At 71.5% G+C, this 17,696-nt stretch carries 18 protein-coding genes, 1 pseudogene and 1 CRISPR repeat array; of the genes and pseudogenes, 7 read left to right on the top strand and 12 right to left on the bottom strand.

What is annotated here, in order from left to right; translation table 11 throughout:
* Positions 1-197: 197 nt before the first annotated feature.
* From AB0L25_RS33590 to AB0L25_RS33570, 5 genes are all read right to left on the bottom strand, one after another.
* Positions 198-620 (bottom strand): hypothetical protein, encoded by a 423-nt coding sequence (locus AB0L25_RS33590; RefSeq protein ID WP_500176781.1) that lies wholly within the window; start codon positions 618-620, stop codon positions 198-200.
* Positions 621-821: 201 nt separating this feature from the next.
* A complete protein-coding gene (gene ctaD / locus AB0L25_RS33585) occupies positions 822-2,513 on the bottom strand; it encodes an aa3-type cytochrome oxidase subunit I (RefSeq protein WP_500176780.1) in 1,692 nt (563 codons plus the stop codon).
* 228 nt (positions 2,514-2,741) lie between these two features.
* Positions 2,742-3,269, bottom strand: coding sequence for a hypothetical protein (locus AB0L25_RS33580; protein ID WP_500176779.1), 528 nt, complete (start codon positions 3,267-3,269; stop codon positions 2,742-2,744).
* Positions 3,270-3,275: 6 nt separating this feature from the next.
* Positions 3,276-4,097: a YqjF family protein gene (locus AB0L25_RS33575; protein WP_500176778.1), complete on the bottom strand. Its 822-nt coding sequence runs from the start codon at positions 4,095-4,097 to the stop codon at positions 3,276-3,278.
* 62 nt (positions 4,098-4,159) lie between these two features.
* Entirely contained in the window at positions 4,160-5,134 is a 975-nt protein-coding gene (locus AB0L25_RS33570) for a helix-turn-helix transcriptional regulator (protein ID WP_500176777.1), read from the bottom strand.
* Between the two features lie 122 nt (positions 5,135-5,256).
* On the opposite strand from AB0L25_RS33570, the gene AB0L25_RS33565 reads away from it, so the two are divergent.
* The 7 genes and pseudogenes from AB0L25_RS33565 (at position 5,257) to AB0L25_RS33535 (ending at position 9,088) form a co-directional block, all read left to right on the top strand.
* Positions 5,257-5,652 carry a RidA family protein gene (locus AB0L25_RS33565; RefSeq protein WP_500176784.1) on the top strand — a complete coding sequence of 132 codons (396 nt, stop codon included), beginning with the start codon at positions 5,257-5,259 and terminating at the stop codon, positions 5,650-5,652.
* A 117-nt stretch (positions 5,653-5,769) separates the two neighbouring features.
* Positions 5,770-5,934: pseudogene (locus AB0L25_RS33560) on the top strand (ankyrin repeat domain-containing protein); the annotation flags it as partial.
* Positions 5,935-6,221: 287 nt separating this feature from the next.
* A complete protein-coding gene (locus AB0L25_RS33555; protein ID WP_500176783.1) occupies positions 6,222-6,668 on the top strand; it encodes a HEAT repeat domain-containing protein in 447 nt (148 codons plus the stop codon).
* 41 nt (positions 6,669-6,709) lie between these two features.
* Positions 6,710-7,384: a metallophosphatase domain-containing protein gene (locus AB0L25_RS33550; RefSeq protein ID WP_500176776.1), complete on the top strand. Its 675-nt coding sequence runs from the start codon at positions 6,710-6,712 to the stop codon at positions 7,382-7,384.
* A 32-nt stretch (positions 7,385-7,416) separates the two neighbouring features.
* Positions 7,417-7,497 carry a putative leader peptide gene (locus tag AB0L25_RS33545; RefSeq protein WP_425248272.1) on the top strand — a complete coding sequence of 27 codons (81 nt, stop codon included), beginning with the start codon at positions 7,417-7,419 and terminating at the stop codon, positions 7,495-7,497.
* 34 nt (positions 7,498-7,531) lie between these two features.
* Positions 7,532-8,437, top strand: coding sequence for a HEAT repeat domain-containing protein (locus AB0L25_RS33540; RefSeq protein ID WP_500176775.1), 906 nt, complete (start codon positions 7,532-7,534; stop codon positions 8,435-8,437).
* A 168-nt stretch (positions 8,438-8,605) separates the two neighbouring features.
* Positions 8,606-9,088: a GNAT family N-acetyltransferase gene (locus tag AB0L25_RS33535; RefSeq protein WP_500176774.1), complete on the top strand. Its 483-nt coding sequence runs from the start codon at positions 8,606-8,608 to the stop codon at positions 9,086-9,088.
* A gap of 405 nt (positions 9,089-9,493) precedes the next feature.
* Positions 9,494-11,291: a CRISPR direct-repeat array (repeat unit 28 nt; unit sequence GGACCATCCCCGCGTGCGCGGGGCCGAC).
* 18 nt (positions 11,292-11,309) lie between these two features.
* Here AB0L25_RS33535 and cas2e read toward each other — a convergent pair.
* The 7 genes from cas2e to casA are packed head-to-tail and all read right to left on the bottom strand — an operon-like array spanning position 11,310 to position 17,631.
* A complete protein-coding gene (cas2e, locus tag AB0L25_RS33530) occupies positions 11,310-11,621 on the bottom strand; it encodes a type I-E CRISPR-associated endoribonuclease Cas2e (protein ID WP_500176773.1) in 312 nt (103 codons plus the stop codon).
* Positions 11,618-12,643, bottom strand: coding sequence for a type I-E CRISPR-associated endonuclease Cas1e (gene cas1e, locus AB0L25_RS33525; protein WP_500176772.1), 1,026 nt, complete (start codon positions 12,641-12,643; stop codon positions 11,618-11,620). Before cas1e ends, cas2e begins: the two co-directional genes overlap by 4 nt.
* Positions 12,644-13,390, bottom strand: coding sequence for a type I-E CRISPR-associated protein Cas6/Cse3/CasE (gene cas6e / locus AB0L25_RS33520; protein ID WP_378297068.1), 747 nt, complete (start codon positions 13,388-13,390; stop codon positions 12,644-12,646).
* Between the two features lie 7 nt (positions 13,391-13,397).
* A complete protein-coding gene (gene cas5e, locus AB0L25_RS33515) occupies positions 13,398-14,186 on the bottom strand; it encodes a type I-E CRISPR-associated protein Cas5/CasD (RefSeq protein WP_500176771.1) in 789 nt (262 codons plus the stop codon).
* A gap of 11 nt (positions 14,187-14,197) precedes the next feature.
* A complete protein-coding gene (gene cas7e, locus AB0L25_RS33510) occupies positions 14,198-15,328 on the bottom strand; it encodes a type I-E CRISPR-associated protein Cas7/Cse4/CasC (RefSeq protein WP_500176770.1) in 1,131 nt (376 codons plus the stop codon).
* Positions 15,329-15,380: 52 nt separating this feature from the next.
* Positions 15,381-15,977 carry a type I-E CRISPR-associated protein Cse2/CasB gene (casB, locus tag AB0L25_RS33505; protein WP_500176769.1) on the bottom strand — a complete coding sequence of 199 codons (597 nt, stop codon included), beginning with the start codon at positions 15,975-15,977 and terminating at the stop codon, positions 15,381-15,383.
* Between the two features lie 43 nt (positions 15,978-16,020).
* Positions 16,021-17,631 carry a type I-E CRISPR-associated protein Cse1/CasA gene (gene casA / locus AB0L25_RS33500; protein ID WP_500176768.1) on the bottom strand — a complete coding sequence of 537 codons (1,611 nt, stop codon included), beginning with the start codon at positions 17,629-17,631 and terminating at the stop codon, positions 16,021-16,023.
* Between the last annotated feature and the right edge of the window lie 65 nt (positions 17,632-17,696).

Raw genomic sequence — 17,696 nt, 5'->3', positions numbered from 1 at the left:
CCGCGGCCCCGGGTGCTCCCGGCGAGGTGGCGGCCCAGCTCACCGAGCGGCTCGGGGGCCCCCGCGCGGGGCGCCGCCCACGAACAGGCACCCACCAAAAACGGGGGAACGGGCCCCACCCCCCCCCCGGGCCCCCCCGGCCCCCCCCGGGCCGGGGGGGCCCCGGCCGGGGCCGCGGCGGGCGGTGACCCCGCCGGTCAGCCGCTGCCGTAGACGCCGTAGCCCGTCAGGTGGCCGGCGCCGTGGCAGTTCCCGCCGAACTGCCAGTACCCGGGCCCCTGCTTGGGGCCGTAGCGCGTGCTGCCGTCACTGCATTCGGTGAAGGCTCCGTAGCGGCCCGAGTGGATGCGGACGTTGGCGCCCCAGGCGATGTTGTTCGCCCAGAGCCCGTCGTACTCCCAGCCCTTCAGCACGATCCGCTTGGAGGCGGCCTTGCCTTCGAGGGACTGCATGCCGGGCAGCGTCTGGCCGCCCTTGAGGACGGCGGCGGCGCCCTGCGTGGCGGCGGGTTCGGGCTTGGCGGTCGCCGATCCGGGGGCGGCGGCCCCCATGACCAGCAGGCCGGCGGCGACGACGGCGGCGGCCAGCCCGCCGCCGGCCGCTCTCGCGGTGGCGTGCATGACGTTCTCCCATCCGTCCCGCCGCCTCGACGGCGAGACTCACGTGGTCGGACGGCCCGGGGGCCGGCGTGTCTCGTGGTGGAAGCGGGCCCGCCCGCCGGGTCACCCCGGTGGACGCGTCCCGCACGGACACCGCCCACGCTTCCCCACCGCGCTGTCGTCCCGGTCACTGCCCGGTCACGCGCCGTCGCCCGTCCGGTGTCACCGGCCCCCAGGCGTCCCGCCGGCCTTGCCCGCGCGCAGCTGCTCCTTGGTGAGGTGCGGGTAGTGCAGGTCGAACGCGGGACGTTCGGTGCGGATCCGCGGGACCGCGTCGAAGTTGTGGCGCGGCGGCGGGCAGGACGTCGCCCATTCGAGGGAGTTGCCGTACCCCCACGGGTCGTCGGTGCCGACGTCGCGGCCCTTGCGGGCGGTACGCCAGATGTTGAAGAGGAACGGGAAGGTCGACAGGCCCAGCAGCGCGGCGCCCGCCGAGGAGACGAGGTTGAGCGTGGAGAACTCGTCCGGGTAGTCGGCGTACCGGCGCGGCATCCCGTTCACGCCCAGCCAGTGCTGCACGAGGAACGTGGTGTGGAACCCGATGAACAGCATCCAGAAGTGGATCTTCCCGAGGCGCTCGTCGAGCATCCTCCCGGTGAACTTGGGCCACCAGAAGGAGAACCCGGCGAACATCGCGAACACCACCGTGCCGAACAGGACGTAATGGAAGTGCGCGACGACGAAGTAGGAGTCGTGCGCGTGGAAGTCCAGCGGCGGGGAGGCGAGGATGACGCCGGTCAGGCCGCCGAACAGGAACGTCACCAGGAACCCGACGGCCCACAGCATCGGCGTCTTCAGGACGATCTGGCCCCGCCACATGGTGCCGACCCAGTTGAAGAACTTGATGCCGGTCGGGATCGCGATCAGGAACGACAGGAAGGAGAAGAACGGGAGCAGCACCGCGCCCGTCGTGAACATGTGGTGCGCCCACACGGTCATCGACAGGCCCGTGATGGCGATGCTGGCGAAGACCATCCCGATGTACCCGAACAGCGGCTTGCGGGCGAACACCGGGATGACCTCGGTGATGATGCCGAAGAACGGCAGCGCCACGATGTACACCTCGGGATGCCCGAAGAACCAGAACAGGTGCTGCCACATGAGCGCGCCGTTGTGGGACGGGTCGTAGATGTGGGTGTCGAGGGCCCGGTCGGCGAACAGGGCGGCGAGCGCGGCCGCGATGACCGGGAACGCCAGGACCACGAGCGTCGAGGTGAACAGGACGTTCCACGTGAAGATCGGCAGCCGGAACATCGTCATCCCCGGGGCGCGCATCGCGACGATGGTGGTGAGGAAGTTGACCGCGCCGAGGATCGTCCCGACACCCGACATGATGAGCCCGAGCGCCCACATGTGCCCGCCGTACCCGGGCGACCGCATGTCGTCCGACAGCGGCGGGTAACCCGTCCAGCCGAAGCTCGCGGCGCCGTCCGACGTCAGGAACCCGGCGATCGCGATGAGCGCGCCGAAGAGGAACAGCCAGAAGCTCAGCGCGTTCGTCCGGGGGAACGCCACGTCCGGCGCGCCGATCTGCAACGGCATGATGACGTTGGCGAACCCCGCGAACAGCGGGGTCGCGAAGAAAAACATCATGATCGTGCCGTGCATGGTGAACATCTGGTTGTACTGGTGGTTGCTCACCACCTGCAGTCCCGGCTCCGCCAGCTCGCCGCGCATCACCAGCGCCAGGATCCCGGCGAAGGAGAAGAAGGTGAACGACGCGACGAGGTACATGTAGCCGATCTTTTTGTGATCGGTGGTGCTGAGCCAGTCCGCGATGATCTTGCCGCGCGACGTCCGGGGCGGCGGGACCAGGGAACTCGCCGGCCCGGACGGGCTTCGCACATCGGTCATCGTCACTCCTGGGATGCGGGCATGATCGGCGGACGGCCGGGTCAGCGGCTCCCGAACGAGCCGGAGCACGCGACCGCCGCGCGCCTGGCGGCCCACCCGCCGGACCCCGCGAAACACCGTGCCGCCGACCGCGGTCGCTGCTGCCCTGCCCCGCTGATCAGCGACGACACCCCGCCAACGGGGCCATGACGCGACCTTGAACAGCTCCGCACCTTCGAGCGCCGCCGGTTACGCGGACCGTCCGCCCCAGGGCACCGGCCCGGCGTCGGCGTGACGCCCCGGACGCACGGCGGCGTGGCGCTGCCCCGGGCCCGGCCCCGACCGGGCGGCCAGCACGTCCGCGACCAGCCCCGTCGCGAACGCGTAGACGGACTTGTGCAGCAGATCCACCGCCAGCTCCCGCCGGGGCCACGTCTGCGGCGGCGCGCCCACGCCGGTCGCGTTCTCGAAGATCTGGTCGGCCGTCACCCGCACCACGGCGAACTTCGCCGACGACCACGGACCGCGCAGCCCCGCGTGCGCCATGACCGAGCGCAGCACCCCCAGCCCGGCCGCCTGCCCGACGTGCATGGCCCAGTTGGCCGCCGTGGGGCGCCGTCCGGGCGGGTCCGGCATGCCCGTCAGCCGTCGCATCGTCCGCCCGGGGACGTGCGAGTCGGGACGGCCCGTGAAACGCTGCTCGACGCGCTCGCCCAAGGTCATCACCGCGACCCCGGCCGTCCCGGCGACGAGCCCCTCCCCCAGAGTTCGCAACATGCGACGTCAGATACCCCGAGACGGCGTCCTACTCATCCCCGTGGCCGCCCGCCGTCCCGCCGGAGCCCGGCGCCTCGCGACGGCCGGTAGCGGGGGACCGCTGCGCGGGCGCACTTCGGGGGCGTACAGCACGCTCGTCGGCGCCCCCTGCGGCGCCGGCACGCCGGCGGCGGCGAACAGGCCGTCGTCGGCGAAGTCGAGGAGTTCGGCGCGGTGGAGCGGCCAGGGCTCGTGGGCGAACGGCAGGTACAGCGGCATGCCGTACCAGGGAGTGTGCAGGCCCCAGCGCGCGGTGACGAACTCCTCCACGGCGTCCGCCCGGTGGCGGTCCCCGATGCGCAGCGTGAACCCGATGCCGGCGCCCGCGGGCCCGGGGACGCGCCGGGCGGAGTCGTAACCGACGACGTCGCCGTAGCGGTGGCGGGTCACCGCCGACCACGCGTACGGAAGCCGCAGCAGCGTGCGCGCCGCGGCGACCACGGCCAGGCGGCCCGCCTCCATCGCCAGGAAGACGGTGCCGCGCCGGCCGTCCTCGCCGACGGTGTACAGCCGCACGTTGAGCTCGTCGAAATCACCGAGGTACGGCATCCGCAGCAGCCCGCCGAGACGGACGCCCGTCAACCGGAGGCCCACGACGCCGAGCCAGGTCGTCCCGTCCCGGACGTCCAGCCTCGTGCCCGCCGGGACGAGATGCCCGAGGTCGGCCGGGGCGTAGGGCCAGTGCAGGAAGGCCACGTCGCGCCAAGCCTGGGTCGACACCGCCAGCGGGATTCGTCTGGGGGACGCCGCCGTCACCGGCTCGACACCCGCGTCTGACTGGGAAGCCACACGCACGGCCTACCCGGCGACTCCCCAAGGATGCGGTGACCGTCGACGACCGCGGCGCACCGTCATCCTTCGGTCTCGTAGAAGGCGGCGATCGCCGCGGCCCGGTCGCGGAGGGCGTCGCGCAACCACTGCGGGGACAGGGCCTCCGCGCTCGCCGCGAGCCGCCACAGCGCCCACACGGCGTGCCTCGAATCCTGGAAGGACACCTCGAGCCGCAGCCATCCGTCCGCGTCGGTCTCCTCGGCGAGGACGGCCAGCGCCGTGCCCGCCACGTCCTCCCGCCGCTCCGGATGGACCCGCGCCAGCACGACCACCTGGTCGCCGCCCGTCCGGAACCGCGTGCCGCGCTCCTGCCAGGCCCGGTCCAGATCGACCCGGTCCGGCCGCTGCGCGGGCTCGGCGAGCTCCTCCGCGGCCACGACCCGGGACAGCCGGTAGGTGCGGTCCGCACCGGACCTCGTGGCCAGCAGGTAGCCCTGGCCGCGCACGGTGACCAGGCCGATCGGGTCCACCGTGCGCCACTCCGGCGCCTGCCCCACGGCCGCGTAGTGGATGCGCAGCTTGCGCCCGGCGAACACCGCGCGCCGGACCTCCGCCGCCACGGCGTCCGGCACCTCCTCGGCGGACGCCCGGCGGGACAGCAGGTCGGTCTCCGGCTCGATGAGCAGCCGCCGGGCCGCACCCGCCGCGGCGTCCCGCTGGCTCTCGGGCAGCGCGTCCACGACCTTGAGCATCGCCGACGCCAGCGCCGAACCGAGCCCGAACACCTGCGCGCCGCGCCGCGACCCGGCGACCAGCAGCGCGAGCGCCTCGTCGTGGTTCAGGCCGGTGAGCTCGGTCCGGAAACCCGGCAGCAGCGCGAACCCGCCGTGCCGTCCGCGTTCGGCGTAGACCGGGACGCCCGCCGCGGACAGCGCCTCGATGTCGCGCAGCACCGTGCGCGTCGACACCTCCAGCTCGCGGGCCAGCGCCGTCGCCGTCAGCCGGCCGTGCCGCCGCAGCAGCAGCACCAGCGAGACCAACCGGTCGGCGCGCATGCGCGAACGCTACCGAAATACACGACACAGGATGTCGTGATTCACTGGAAGGCTCCTCGACGCGACCGGAGAACGGCGGCCACCGGGCCCCGTACGGCGCATCGAAGGGAGCCGGCATGGCGATGGAACGAACGGCGGTCAACCCGTGGGCGTGGTCGGCGGAGCTGGGCTACAACCAGGGTGAGGTCGTCACCGGGAACACCCGGACGCTCTACTGCGCCGGGCAGACCGCGATGAGCGGCGACGGCAAGCCCCGGCACGCCGGCGACATGGCGGCGCAGCTCGCGCTGAGCCTCGACAACCTGGAGGCCGTGCTCGGCGAAGCCGGCATGTCCCTCAAGAACCTGGTCCGGCTCAACGTCTACACCACCGACGTCGACCGGCTCTTCGAGCACTACGGCGTCCTCGCCGCACGCCTGGGCGCCGCGGGGGCGGCGCCGTCCACCACGATGCTCGGCGTGACGCGCCTGGCGATCCCCGACCTGATGGTCGAACTCGAAGGAACCGCCGTCGCCTGACGTCCCCGGCCGGGACGGACGACGCGGTCCTGCGGCACATTTCCGCCATGTCGCCTACCGGTCGACGGCGACGGCACCACCCTCCTCGGGCGGGCCGCGGCGAACGCCGACACGCCGATGGTCGCCCTCCTCCTCGCCGGCGGAGCCGACCCGGATCGCCGCTCCCGGGGAGGCGCCACCGCGCTCATGCTCGCCGCGGACGCGGGCGCCATCGGAGCCGTGCTCGAACTCCTCGGACGCTCGTCCCGCACGTATCTGCGGGACGAGCGGGGCCGCAGTGCTCTCGACATGGCGCGGGCGTGGCTCGGTGTCGACCCGCAAGCGGAGCTGCGCCGACGCCTCGGCGCGGCGCCCACGGACGCGGTGACCGTCGAGCGTGAAGCCGCGGACGACGAAGGGCTGGGCTCGTCCGAGACGATCCGGATGCTCGCACCGCGCGGGCGCATGGAGATCCGGACGGGCCATGCCGCGGTGGCCACCGAACTGGAGCGGGCGCTCGGCGTCCGCGTGCCGTTCGGCGAGCTGATGGCCAGGGCGCTCGCGCACGACGACCCGGACCACGTCGGCCGCTGGTTCCCCGCGATGGCCCTGGCCGCGCGCGAGGACGCGGAGACCTTCGCCCTCGCCGCCGAAGCGGCCGCAGTGCCGTCGCGGCCGCGCTCTGGCAGTTCGCGCCCGCCGACGACACCACCGCGATCGAGACCCTGCTCGCCCTCTGCCGGGACCGGGACGCGCACGTCCGGCGGCTGGGAATGCTCGCGCTCGGCGACACCGGGGCGGACACCCCCGCCGTCCGCGAGGCATTGGCCCAAGGACTGGACGATCGCGACGCCCGGGTCGTGGTCCAGGCGGCACGCGCGCTCGGCCTCCGCGGCGACCGCCGGGCAGACCTCCCGCTCATGCGCGCCTTCCTCGACGCGTCGGAAGACGGGGACCCCCAACTGTCCCCGGCCTGGGACGTCCTGAGGAACTGGCCCACGGAACGGTTCGACAGGCTGCGCCGATCCCTGCCCTGACCGCGCCGGCCCCCGGCCGCAGGCGGCGGTAAGATCGCGGGGTGCGCATCGTCGCGGTCGCCGATACACACACGTTCCACCACGAACTCGCCGTCCCCGAGGGCGATGTCCTGGTGCACGCGGGCGACCTGTGCAGGCGCGGCGAGGACCTCCGGGAACTCGAGGACGCCGCGGACTGGATGCACGCCCTCCCGCACCGGACGAAGATCGTCGTCGCCGGCAACCACGACCGGATGTTCGCGGACGACCCCGAACGCGCCCGCGCCGTCCTCGCCGAACGGGGAATCGTCTACCTCGAAGACAGCGGAGCCGTGATCGACGGCGTCTCCTTCTGGGGCAGCCCGTGGCAGCCGGAGTTCAACGAGTGGGCGTTCAACCTCCCGCGCGGCCGTCCCCTGGCGGAGAAATGGGCCCTGATCCCCGCCGGGATCGACGTCCTGATCACGCACGGCCCCCCGCTCGGCATCGGCGACGCGGGGGCCATGCCCGGCCGCGAGGGCTGCGCGGACCTCCGCGCCCGCGTGCGGCACGTCCGTCCGAGGCTGCACCTGTTCGGGCACGTCCACCAGGACGGCGGCCTCTGGCACCACGACGGGACGACCTTCGCGAACGTCACCACATGGGAGTGCGAGCGCGCCCCGACCGTCGTCCGCCTGGACACCGAGTCCGCCGTGGGGGAGATCGTGCCGCCAGCCAATCCCTACTTACCAGATTGACTTAATAGGCTTCCTTGGTTCACGATCCTAGGGTGAATCCGAGTGAGGTCCTCACCGCGCGACTGCACGTCGATCTCCGACGGCAGGCCGGCGCGCTGTGTCCGCGCCGCTGACCCGCAGCCGTGTCCGACCTCCCGGAGGCCCACCATGACGATCACCGACAAATCGCCCGCCCGCATCGACGAACTGCGCCTTCTCGAAAACCCCCGCCTCGAAGACCTCGAGGAGTACCTGCGCGATCCCGAGGCCGAAGTACGCCGAGCCGCCCTCACCCGCCTGATAGCGAGCGCCCGCCGCAGACGCGGCCCCCGCGGCACCGGCGACGTCCTCGCCCGGGCCCTGGCCGACGAACACCCGGACGTCCGCCGCCTCGCCGCCACCGCCCTGCGCGACCTGCCCGAGGTCTACCTCGGCGACGACGGCGTCGAGGCCCTGCAACTCGCCACCCGTGGCCGTGACCCGTACGTCCGCGAAACCGCCGCCGACCTCCTCGCCAAGCTGACCGAGGGAGCCGGCGAACTGTACGCGCGCGGCCTGGACGACGGAGAGGTCCAAGCCCGGGTACAGGCCGTGCTCGGCCTCATCGTCCTGCACGCCGTCACCCGGATGATCGAGGCCGCCCACGACCCGGCCCGCGAAGTCCGCGTGGCCGTCGCCGACGGCCTGGCGCGCCTGGCGCACCCCGACGGACTGCCCGCCGTGGCGCACCTCCTCGACGACCACGACCCGGCCGTCCGGATCGCCGCCCTGGACGCCGCCGCCGAACTGGGCCCGTCCGAACACCTCACGGCCAAGGTGCTCTCGGCCCTCGACGACCCGAACTGGCAGGTCCGGCGGCACGCCGTCACCGCCCTCTCCCGCACGCCCCCGGACACGGCCGTCCCCCGACTAATGCACGCCCTGCACGACCCCATGGTCGGCGTCCGCCGCACCGCGATCCGTTCACTCGAACAGTGGGCCCGCGACCACCCCGGCGCCCGCACGGCCCTCACCGAAGCCCTGAACGACCCCGACCCCGGCACCCGAGCCCAAGCCCGCCGCTCCCTCCCCTAACCCCAGGCCGACCTCGGCGACGCGACCGTGCGGACCGGCGAGCAGCAAGTGGTTCAGCCTGCGGTCGCCGTATTCGAGGTCGAGCAGACGACCGGTAACGGCGAATCCGGCCAAGCCGCCGGATGATCCGGTATACGTCTTGATATGGAAGGGGCGATCATCAGGGAGATGCGGAAGGCGGACGCCGGCCGGGTCCTGGAGATCTACCAGGAGGGACTCGACACCGGGCACGCGAGTTTCGAGGTGGCGGCGCCGTCGTGGTCGGACTTCGACGCCGGGAAGCTGCACGAGCACCGGTTCGTCGCCGCGGAGGAGGCGGACGGCGAGGTGCTCGGCTGGGTGGCGTGCTCCCGGGTGTCTGGACGGAGCGTGTACGCGGGGGTCGTCGAGCACAGCCTCTACGTGACGGCGACCGCGGCCGGCCGCGGCATCGGAACCGCCCTCCTGGACGCGTTCATCGCATCAACGGAACGGGCCGACATCTGGACGATTCAGGCAGGAATCTTCCCGGAGAACGCCGCGAGCCTGCGACTGCACCGAAACGCGGGGTTCCGGACGGTCGGGGTGCGCGAGCGGGTCGGCCGCCATCACGGCCGGTGGCGCGACGTGGTGCTACTGGAGCGCCGCAGCAACGTGACCGGAGTCGCCTGACCGGGCACTCCGACGTCCTGTGCACACCATGTGCGCACCAGGCGAGGAAAACGGGCCGCTAAAACAGACCAGGGGCTTCGCCGAAGATCTTGCTTTCGGCGAAGCCCCTGGTCAGGTGGCGGAGGATCGGGGATTTGAACCCCGGATGGGCGTGAACCCAAACCGCATTAGCAGTACCATTCCAGGCTTACTCTGGCATGGTTTGCCGTATCGACGAGTCCACATTTCCCCAGCTCAGCGTCCATGTGATGCACCCCGATACACCGTAATCCACTGCAGTTCGTGCCCACCTCGTGCTCACCAACCGCCGCACGTCCAGGTCTGGGAACTGTATGCGCAGAGTGACTGAGTGACCATCCATCCCATGGGCAGCGGGGGGATGGCTCAGCCGCCGTCAACCGTACGGGACCGCCCCCGCATGCGCGGGGCCGACATGCGGGGGCCCACGTCGGCTTGGACGGCACGTGGACCATCCCCGCGTGCACGGGGCCGACTTCTGCCCCTGGTCCATGGGGCCATGTTGCCGCGGACCATCCCCGCGTGCGCGGGGCCGACCTCGAATACACCCGAGGGACCGGAACACCGTGCGGACCATCCCCGCGTGCGCGGGGCCGACCGAGTCCGCGCTTCGTGGAGTTCGTCCTCGGTCGGACCATCCCCGCGTGCGCGGGGCCGACGCCGGGCCGTTCATCACGATCCGCGCGGTGGTCGGACCATCCCCGCGTGCGCGGGGCCGACCGAATGCCCGACGGCCTCGGCCTGGTGCAGGACGGACCATCCCCGCGTGCGCAGGGCCGACCGGCAGAACCGGTAGTTCTCGAGGACCCGCGGGGGACCATCCCCGCGTGCGCGGGGCCGACGCCGGCCCGGCCCGCGTATAGGAGGGCGTTGGCGGACCATCCCCGCGTGCGCGGGGCCGACCTCTCGAAATCGGAGCTGCCGCACGCCTCGCACGGACCATCCCCGCGTGCGCGGGGCCGACGGCCTCGATGTCCGCTCGCCGCGCGGCAGCCTGGGACCATCCCCGCGTGCGCGGGGCCGACACGCAGCGCTTGTAGATGTCGAGGGCGGCGCGGGGACCATCCCCGCGTGCGCGGGGCCGACTGCCGTCCCACGTGAGCCGGACCGTCTGTGCCAGGACCATCCCCGCGTGCGCGGGGCCGACTCCTCCTGCAACTCGATGGTGAACTCGTAGGTGGGACCATCCCCGCGTGCGCGGGGCCGACGAGCTGACGGCGCTGCTGACCGGCGCCGCCGACGGACCATCCCCGCGTGCGCGGGGCCGACGCCTTCCTGGACCTGACCGCCGACTACCGGGAAGGACCATCCCCGCGTGCGCGGGGCCGACGCGGGCGCGGATCGCAGCGAGCCGCTCGCTCTCGGACCATCCCCGCGTGCGCGGGGCCGACGTTCTGGTGGGCGATGCCGTGGGCGCGGGACAGGGACCATCCTCGCGTGCGCGGGGATGGTCGCCCGGGAGACGCCGCGGCGAACCCCGTCGCTAGGACCATCCCCGCGTGCGCGGGGCCGACATCTGTTCAGGTCCTTCCAGAGATTGGGTCTGGGGACCATCCCCGCGTGCGCGGGGCCGACCTCCAGTCAGCATCGGCGGGCGGCCCCATCCGGGGACCATCCCCGCGTGCGCGGGGCCGACGCAATACGGTGGGACGCGATCGGGCAGAACGCGGGACCATCCCCGCGTGCGCGGGGCCGACACGCGGTGGAGAACCCACCGGCCGTGCCAGCACGGACCATCCCCGCGTGCGCGGGGCCGACGGCGGCTCGCCGTTCTCCTGCGGGGCGGCTGGCGGACCATCCCCGCGTGCGCGGGGCCGACGACGATCACGCTTCGGCCGCTGTCGGAGACGCAGGACCATCCCCGCGTGCGCGGGGCCGACTACACCGGCCGCATCACGGTCCCGACATCGCCCGGACCATCCCCGCGTGCGCGGGGCCGACCCCATGCCGGGGATCACCGGGCAGGGCACCACGGGACCATCCCCGCGTGCGCGGGGCCGACCGGCGTCATCGACTGGCTGACCGAAAAGCTCAAGGACCATCCCCGCGTGCGCGGGGCCGACCACATCTCGGCCGGGACTCGCCCCCACTCGTTCGGACCATCCCCGCGTGCGCGGGGCCGACAGCCCGGCCTCGCGCATCGCGGTCAGCCAGTCCGGACCATCCCCGCGTGCGCGGGGCCGACCCTTTTTGACCTGCGGTTCTATCCGGGAGATGGGCGGTTTTCGTTTAGTTGGTTTCTCCGTCGGGCGGTCAGGATGAGGCCGTCGAAGTCGACGGGGCGCCAGCGGTCTTTGCCGGCGGTGCGGACGGCCCAGCCTTGTTCGTTGGTGGCGGGTTCGACGAGGATGGCTTGGCCGTCGCCGATGCGGGTGGCCAGCAGTTCCCATAGACGGTCGCGGATGCGGCGGCTGGGGTTGCCGACGAAGACTCCGGCGTGGACCTCGACCATCCAGCGGGTGAGGTGGCCTCGGAGTCCTTCGGGGGCGGCGATGAGGACGATGACGGTGGTCATGTGGTCGGGGCGGGTTTGTCGGTGGGCGGGTCGAACTCGGGGCCGATGATGGCGACGTGCTGGGTGCCCATGCCCGGGTCGATGAGGTCTTCGGTGCCCGACCAGTTGAGTCCTCCGGGGACGGCGCCGGTTTGTTCGTCCCAGAGCTGGTTGATGTCTTCGTCGATGGGGATGCGGGCTGCTTCGTCGGGGGTGAGGAGCGTTTTGACGTCGTGCACGATGCGGCCCAGGAGTCGGTTTTCGGCTATGAGGTCGCGTAGGCCGGTGCGTGCGTCGCGTTCTTCGGTGAGTCCTTGGGCGGCGAGGTCGAAGGCGAGCGGAATGGTGTATTCGGCCTTGTACAGGTCCGCGATGTCCAGGACGAAGGAGAGCGCCGATCCGGTGTGGACGAACCCGAGGCCGGGGCTGGCGCCCAGGCCGACGATGACGGCGTGGCAGACGCCGTAGAGGGCTGCGTTGGCGGCCGACAGCAGGCGGTTGAGGTCGTCGCCGGCTGCGTGGGCGTCGCCGGCTTTGTATTCGCGGCGGGTCCAGTCCACGCCGGTGCGTTGAGCGTGGACCTTGTAGAGCTTGCGGATGCGGGTGCCTTCGCGGCCCCGTAGTTGCTGCATGGTCGCGGTGGAGACGTCTTCGCCGGGGAAGCGCATGGCGTACATGGCGCGGGCGACGTTCAGGCGTTCTTTGGGGCGGGTGACCAGGTACGCCTGGCGGTGCAGCAGTCCGGCGCCGCGGGCGGGTCCGAGGCCGGATGCGTATAGGCGGACGCCTTGCTGTCCGACCCAGCAGATCGCGGTGCCGGAGTCGCCCAGCAGGTTGACCGCGCCGTGGGTGATGCGTGTGCCGGGGCCGAGCAGCAGTACGGCGACCAGGGCCGCGGGGATTCGGACGGTTTCGCGTTTGTTGATGACGACAACTGCGTTCTCGTCGCGGTCGACGTGGCTTCGCTCGACGTAGACGCTGGAGACGCGGTCTTCGAGGCGGTGCAGGTCGTGCGGGTGTGCGCGCCACCAGATGTCGGCCATTCAGTGTCCGCCTCGTGGGGCGAGTGTGAGCAGGCCGCAGCCGTATGCCTTCGCCGGGCCGATTCCCTGCAGGAGGGCGCGGCTCAGGAGTTCGGTGTCGGTGACTCGCATGTGGCCTTGGAAGGTGACGGTGTGCAGGACGACCGGCTTGTGCGACTTCTTGCTGAAGGACAGACGGTCGCGGTTGAGAATCCGGACGTCGGGTGCAGGCGTGGAGTCCTCGAGGGGGAGGTCGGGCAGCCCCGGATCGGTGCGGGCTGGCAGGATCTCGAAGCCGTGCTTGGTTGCCCGGGCCAGGAGCCAGGCGAGTTGGGCTTCCGCGGTGCGGTGTCCGATGCGGAACGATCTGCGGGTGCCCTGGGCGAGCTGCTTCTTTTGGACGTCGGTCTGCTTGATGGGGCGGGAAGTGTTCTGCACGGGGTTGGCGGTCAGGCGGAAGTTGAATTCGCGGCCCACTGCCAGTTGCGCCAAGAGGGGGGAGTAGTCGGCGACGGTGTAGTGGTCTTCGTCTGCTGCGGGCCAGCCGGCGGCTTCGACCAGGTGGGTCCAGTCGGGTTTGGACGCGGTGAGCGCGACCAGGTAGGGGCGGTGGTCGTTGTCGGTGTCCAGGCGCCACAGCGATCGTTCGGTGTCGGGTGTGGCCGGGACGGCGGCGCAGACGTTGCTGTGCATGGCCCGTGGGTTGGCCAGCAGCGTGCGCGATTCCTTGCGCAGCGGGTTGATGCGGACGCGTGACAGGTAAGGCATCGTCGATTCACCAGCCCAGCAGCGCGAAGGGGTTGTGGTCTTCGCTGACGGGTCCGTCGGGGTCGGAAAAACCAGTGGGCGCCGAGATCCAGGAGTGGGAGACGCGCCGACTGGTGAAGCGGCGACCACGCGGATCGAATGACAGTGGCACGTCGTGGACGACGTCGTCTCCATCGGGAGATTCGATCGTCGCGGACAGTTGGATGTGGGCCGGACGGCCGTGGCGGCGCTGGAATTCTCGGCGTGCGGCCTGCCCGGCCTGCCAGGGCTCGCTCTGCAGTGCTTCGGGCAGCGTCCCGGGGCGCTGGCCGAGGACGAGCGGCTGGGTCGGCACGCAGGAGCGGCGCCCGAGCGCGAGCGGATAGGCGGGGCTGCGGACGGCTCCGGCGAGCGAGGTCACCAGGTCCGCCGGGCCGGCGACGCCGACGACGAACACCGCGTCCTGCAGGTAGAACCGCTGTGTCACGTGGGTGTGCTTGGCCGGCGATGTGGGCTTCTGGACGCCTTTGGCGTTCACGCCCGCCTGCGGCAGCGGCCGGCCCCGGTAGTCGCTGACGGTGTGGTAGTCGCGCAGCAGGGTCCCGGCCTGGTCCACGCGCACCCCGAGGGTCAGGCCGAGGAGCTCGTCGAACGGCTCGTTGCGGCGGCGTCCTTGCGCGGCCGCCAGCAGGCCGATGACCCCGGACTTGGTCGGCTCGGGGCGGGTCTCCCGGCGGTTGAAGCGGCTCTGGTCGCCCCATGACTGGAGGGGGCCGGCGAGCCGCAGGAGCAGGACGTGTGGTTCGTCGTTGGCCATGGCGGTGGTCCTCAGCTCTGCTTCCATGCCCGGGTCAGCGCCTGGTCCAGGCCGTCGAGCATCCGGTCGAAGGACTGGTTGGCGCCGAACGCGCGGGGGAGGTCTGCGTCGTCGTCGAACGCGTGCGACACGGCCGCGTGGAACGGCTGGTCCCCCCACTGCCGGACCGAACGCAGGTACTCCTTGGCGAGCTCGGTGGCGGACGCGGCGGCGACGCCGGACGTGGCGGTGGCCGAAACGGGGCGTTCGAACGCCGACACCAGGTTGACCGGCTGGTCGTCGCGGACGGTGACGGCCACCAGGCTCGGCCTCGTCCGGTGGGCGAAGGAGGTGATGTGGCCGGTCGGCATGGACAGCGAGAACGCGCGGCCGAAGCGGCGCACGGCGTCGAGCGCCGCGTCGACGGTGCCGCAGTTGGCGATGAGCTGGTGCACGCCGATGTTGGCGTACCGGTAGAGGGTCGCGGAGTTGAAGCCGATGTTGCCGATCATTCCGGCGCCGGTCTCGTCGGCCTCGTTGGCGTCGTCGACCGCCGTGTAGTAGTCGGATTCGAGGTCGACTCGGTGGGTCGACAGGGCGTGGGCGACCTGCGCGGCGGCGTCCACGTTGAGGGACGGGATGTCGGCGACCATGCGGCCGAACAAGGCGACCCCGATCGGATGGCCGGTCTTGAGCTCGTCGGCGATCTTCAGGTCCTTGGCGGCGGCGCTCAGCGCGTCGTCGGGAAGGTCGGCGAGCTCCGTGGCGCGGTCGGCGACCAGGTCGACGATCCGGTCGAGCTGTCCGTAGCCGTAGTACAGCAGGTAGGCGGTGTCGCCGGCTTTGCGCCCTGCCTTGATGCCCAGCGGCTCCAGCAACGCCCCGGCCAGCCGCTGCGCCTGCTCTTCCACCAGATCGGTGCGCGATTCGATGCGTTCGGCCAGCTGCTTGGCGATCTGCTTGGTGCGGGTCGACTGGTCGGCCTCGGGCAGGTCCCGGTCGAACTCGATGCGGGTGGCGCGCTTCCACGCCTGCGAGGAGACCCGGGATCGGCGGACGCCTCCGTAAAAGGCTTCCTTCGGGTTCCCCTGGTCGTCTCGGTTCAGGTTGGCCGGCGGGACGGTCTGCAGGATGTGGAACTCGACGTACTGGTGCTCGGGCATGGTGGCTCCTGGAGAAGATCGTGGGTGAGGGAAGTGGCGCGGCGTCTGCGGGTCAGGAGGCGGGCGCTTCGGGGGTGTCGGTGTCCTGCTGCGCCCAGACCTGGTACTCCACCGCCCAGCGGCGGCGAGCTCTGCGGCGACCGTCCTCGTAGTGCCAGTCGTGGATCAGCTGCATGAGCCCGTCGTAGTCGAGGGGCTGGTCGATGACGCGGAGCTGGTCGATCAGGCCGCGCAGCCGCATCAGCAGCGGTGCGGGACCCGTGGTCGTGGCGGCCGCGTTGACACGCGCGTCCACGGCCTGCGCGCTGAAGCGGCTGCTTGCACGCAAGAGGTACAGCGCCTTGCCCAGCGGCACTTTCGGGTGGTGCATCGATTTCTTCTTGGACTGCTGGTGCAGCCCATAGAGGGCGAGGGCGGCATGCTCGGCCTGCTGCTCGATGGACACCTCGCCGACCTGTGCCAGCCGGTCATCGATAGGGCAGGTGTAGAACCGCCACATGCGTGGCACGTCCCCCGCCGGACGTCCCAGCCCGGCGCGCAACGCGGCCAGGTCTTCTCCCGGTGGTGCTCCCAGCGGACGGCCCGTTTTCGGGTCGTGGGAGAGCCAGGTGCCGTTGGTGTCGACACGGTGCCAATAGCGCTGCGTCATGGATGCCTCGCGGAGGAGTGAGGGTGTGCGGTCGGCGCCGGCTCTAGACGGCGCGGGGAAGGACGCGATTGAGGCGTCCGTAGAAGTCGTTCACGGCGACGCCCAGCGGCAGGCCCGGCACCGTGGTCCCGTCGGGCTTGCGGCTCTCACGGCCGGAGAAGACGCTCTCGGGGACCGTCGAGTGCACCGAGTCGGCGACCTGCAGCGTCAGGCGGCGGGCGGTCGCCTCCCAGGCTTGGACGCCACGCTCGACGGCGTCGTCGTCGGCGACGTTCTGCAGTCCGTGCAGTAGGCGGCGGACGACCGGGTCCAGCAGGTGCAGCAACCGCTCGCCCGGGCGTTGCCCCTTGTCCCAGGGAATGGGGTCGAGCCCTGCGGCACGGCGAAGGTCCGCCGACAGGTAGTTCACGGCTTGGGCCAGTTGTTCCGCCTGCTCGACAGCGTCCAGCACGGCTATGTGGACGTCGCTGCCGGGCTGGAGCGCGGCGATCGGCAGCGGAGTCAGATCGTGCAGGACGTCCTCCACGATCGCGGACTGGTTCCCGTAGACCATGCCGAACGTCTCCACGCGCAGCGGGTATTGCTCGTCGATCGCTTCGTCGGCCTGCAAGCCGCGAATCTGGTCGAGAAGGTCGCTCGTCCGGAAGGAGGCGGTCTCGTTGGCCTCGACCGCGAGGAGCGATTCCATTCCGCGCCAGATCTGTTTACCGGGGGTGTGCCGGAGGGGACGCAACGGTGCGGACTTCTTGGCCTTCTTCGATGTCCGGTCGGCTCTCCAGGCGGTGTGCGGTTCCCAATCCGGGGTCGTGGAGAGCCGGTCGCCGGCGGCGACGAGGACGCGGGTGACCCGGATCCCGTCGTCGGTTTCCTCGGGCACGAGCCGGATGCGGCGGGACTGCCAGGTCCACAGGTCCAGCAGGCCTCGTGCCGTCCGGCTCTCCCACTCGGGCCCGATGGATCGGGTCCACTGCGGTTCACCGAGCCGTTCCTGCACACCAATGGGGACGTTCAGCAGGAGCGTCTCGTAGAGCGTCCGGCCGATTGGCATCACCACACCGAGTTGCCCCAAGGGCCCGGTGGGGTTACCGGTCGTCTTGCCCGACTTGGCCTGCGGGTCCCCGACGACGCCGGTCTTGATGGCGGCGGTGTCCCAACACTGGGCGTGCAACAGCCACAGCGCCGCCTTCGCGGGCGACAAGGCGGGAGGGTCACCCTCGGTCCGCGCGGAGAACAGCGGGACGTTGTTCCCGGTCGCCTCCACCGCGACCAGCAGCCCCGACCCCTTGGTCTCGTCCTTGGCCGTACGCAGCCCCGCGACCTGCGCGAAAGGCGTCTCGGGGTGCAACAGGTCGAAACGCTCCCGGTGCTGCTGCAGGTAAGCCTCGATCTTGCCCAGCTCGGCGGTCGTGAAGCCGTCCTGCGTGAACCGGCGGGCCCATGCCCGCCGGTCGTCCGGCACCCCGAGCGCGTCCACGACGATGGGGAGAAGCACCTGCCGGAACAGCGCCGGCAACTGCGTGGGGAGATCGACGACGATCTCTGTGACGTCTCCCGCGCGGCGCAGCACATCCAGCACACCGAACTCCTCGGTGGTCTGTGCATCACCGAGGCGCACGGACAGCCACGCGTCGTCGACCAGGTCGAACCCCGACATCGTCCACCTCATAAACAATCTCGTGTAGATGGGACGACCATAGGGAGGCTTGAGGAGCTATGCCG

This window comes from Spirillospora sp. NPDC052242 (genome assembly GCF_040679555.1).
Taxonomy (GTDB): domain Bacteria; phylum Actinomycetota; class Actinomycetes; order Streptosporangiales; family Streptosporangiaceae; genus Spirillospora.
This window is presented reverse-complemented; position numbering and strand designations above follow the sequence as displayed.

Coding starts and splice junctions, on each gene's coding strand:
- AB0L25_RS33580 (WP_500176779.1), bottom strand. CDS start 3,269: ATGTTGCGAACTCTGGGGGAGGGGCTCGTCGCCGGGACGGCCGGGGTC.
- cas7e (WP_500176770.1), bottom strand. CDS start 15,328: ATGCCCGAGCACCAGTACGTCGAGTTCCACATCCTGCAGACCGTCCCG.
- cas1e (WP_500176772.1), bottom strand. CDS start 12,643: ATGGCCGACATCTGGTGGCGCGCACACCCGCACGACCTGCACCGCCTC.
- cas6e (WP_378297068.1), bottom strand. CDS start 13,390: ATGCCTTACCTGTCACGCGTCCGCATCAACCCGCTGCGCAAGGAATCG.
- AB0L25_RS33570 (WP_500176777.1), bottom strand. CDS start 5,134: ATGCGCGCCGACCGGTTGGTCTCGCTGGTGCTGCTGCTGCGGCGGCAC.
- cas2e (WP_500176773.1), bottom strand. CDS start 11,621: ATGACCACCGTCATCGTCCTCATCGCCGCCCCCGAAGGACTCCGAGGC.
- casB (WP_500176769.1), bottom strand. CDS start 15,977: ATGACGCAGCGCTATTGGCACCGTGTCGACACCAACGGCACCTGGCTC.
- AB0L25_RS33565 (WP_500176784.1), top strand. CDS start 5,257: ATGGAACGAACGGCGGTCAACCCGTGGGCGTGGTCGGCGGAGCTGGGC.
- AB0L25_RS33535 (WP_500176774.1), top strand. CDS start 8,606: ATGCGGAAGGCGGACGCCGGCCGGGTCCTGGAGATCTACCAGGAGGGA.
- AB0L25_RS33540 (WP_500176775.1), top strand. CDS start 7,532: ATGACGATCACCGACAAATCGCCCGCCCGCATCGACGAACTGCGCCTT.
- casA (WP_500176768.1), bottom strand. CDS start 17,631: ATGTCGGGGTTCGACCTGGTCGACGACGCGTGGCTGTCCGTGCGCCTC.
- AB0L25_RS33590 (WP_500176781.1), bottom strand. CDS start 620: ATGCACGCCACCGCGAGAGCGGCCGGCGGCGGGCTGGCCGCCGCCGTC.
- cas5e (WP_500176771.1), bottom strand. CDS start 14,186: ATGGCCAACGACGAACCACACGTCCTGCTCCTGCGGCTCGCCGGCCCC.
- ctaD (WP_500176780.1), bottom strand. CDS start 2,513: ATGACCGATGTGCGAAGCCCGTCCGGGCCGGCGAGTTCCCTGGTCCCG.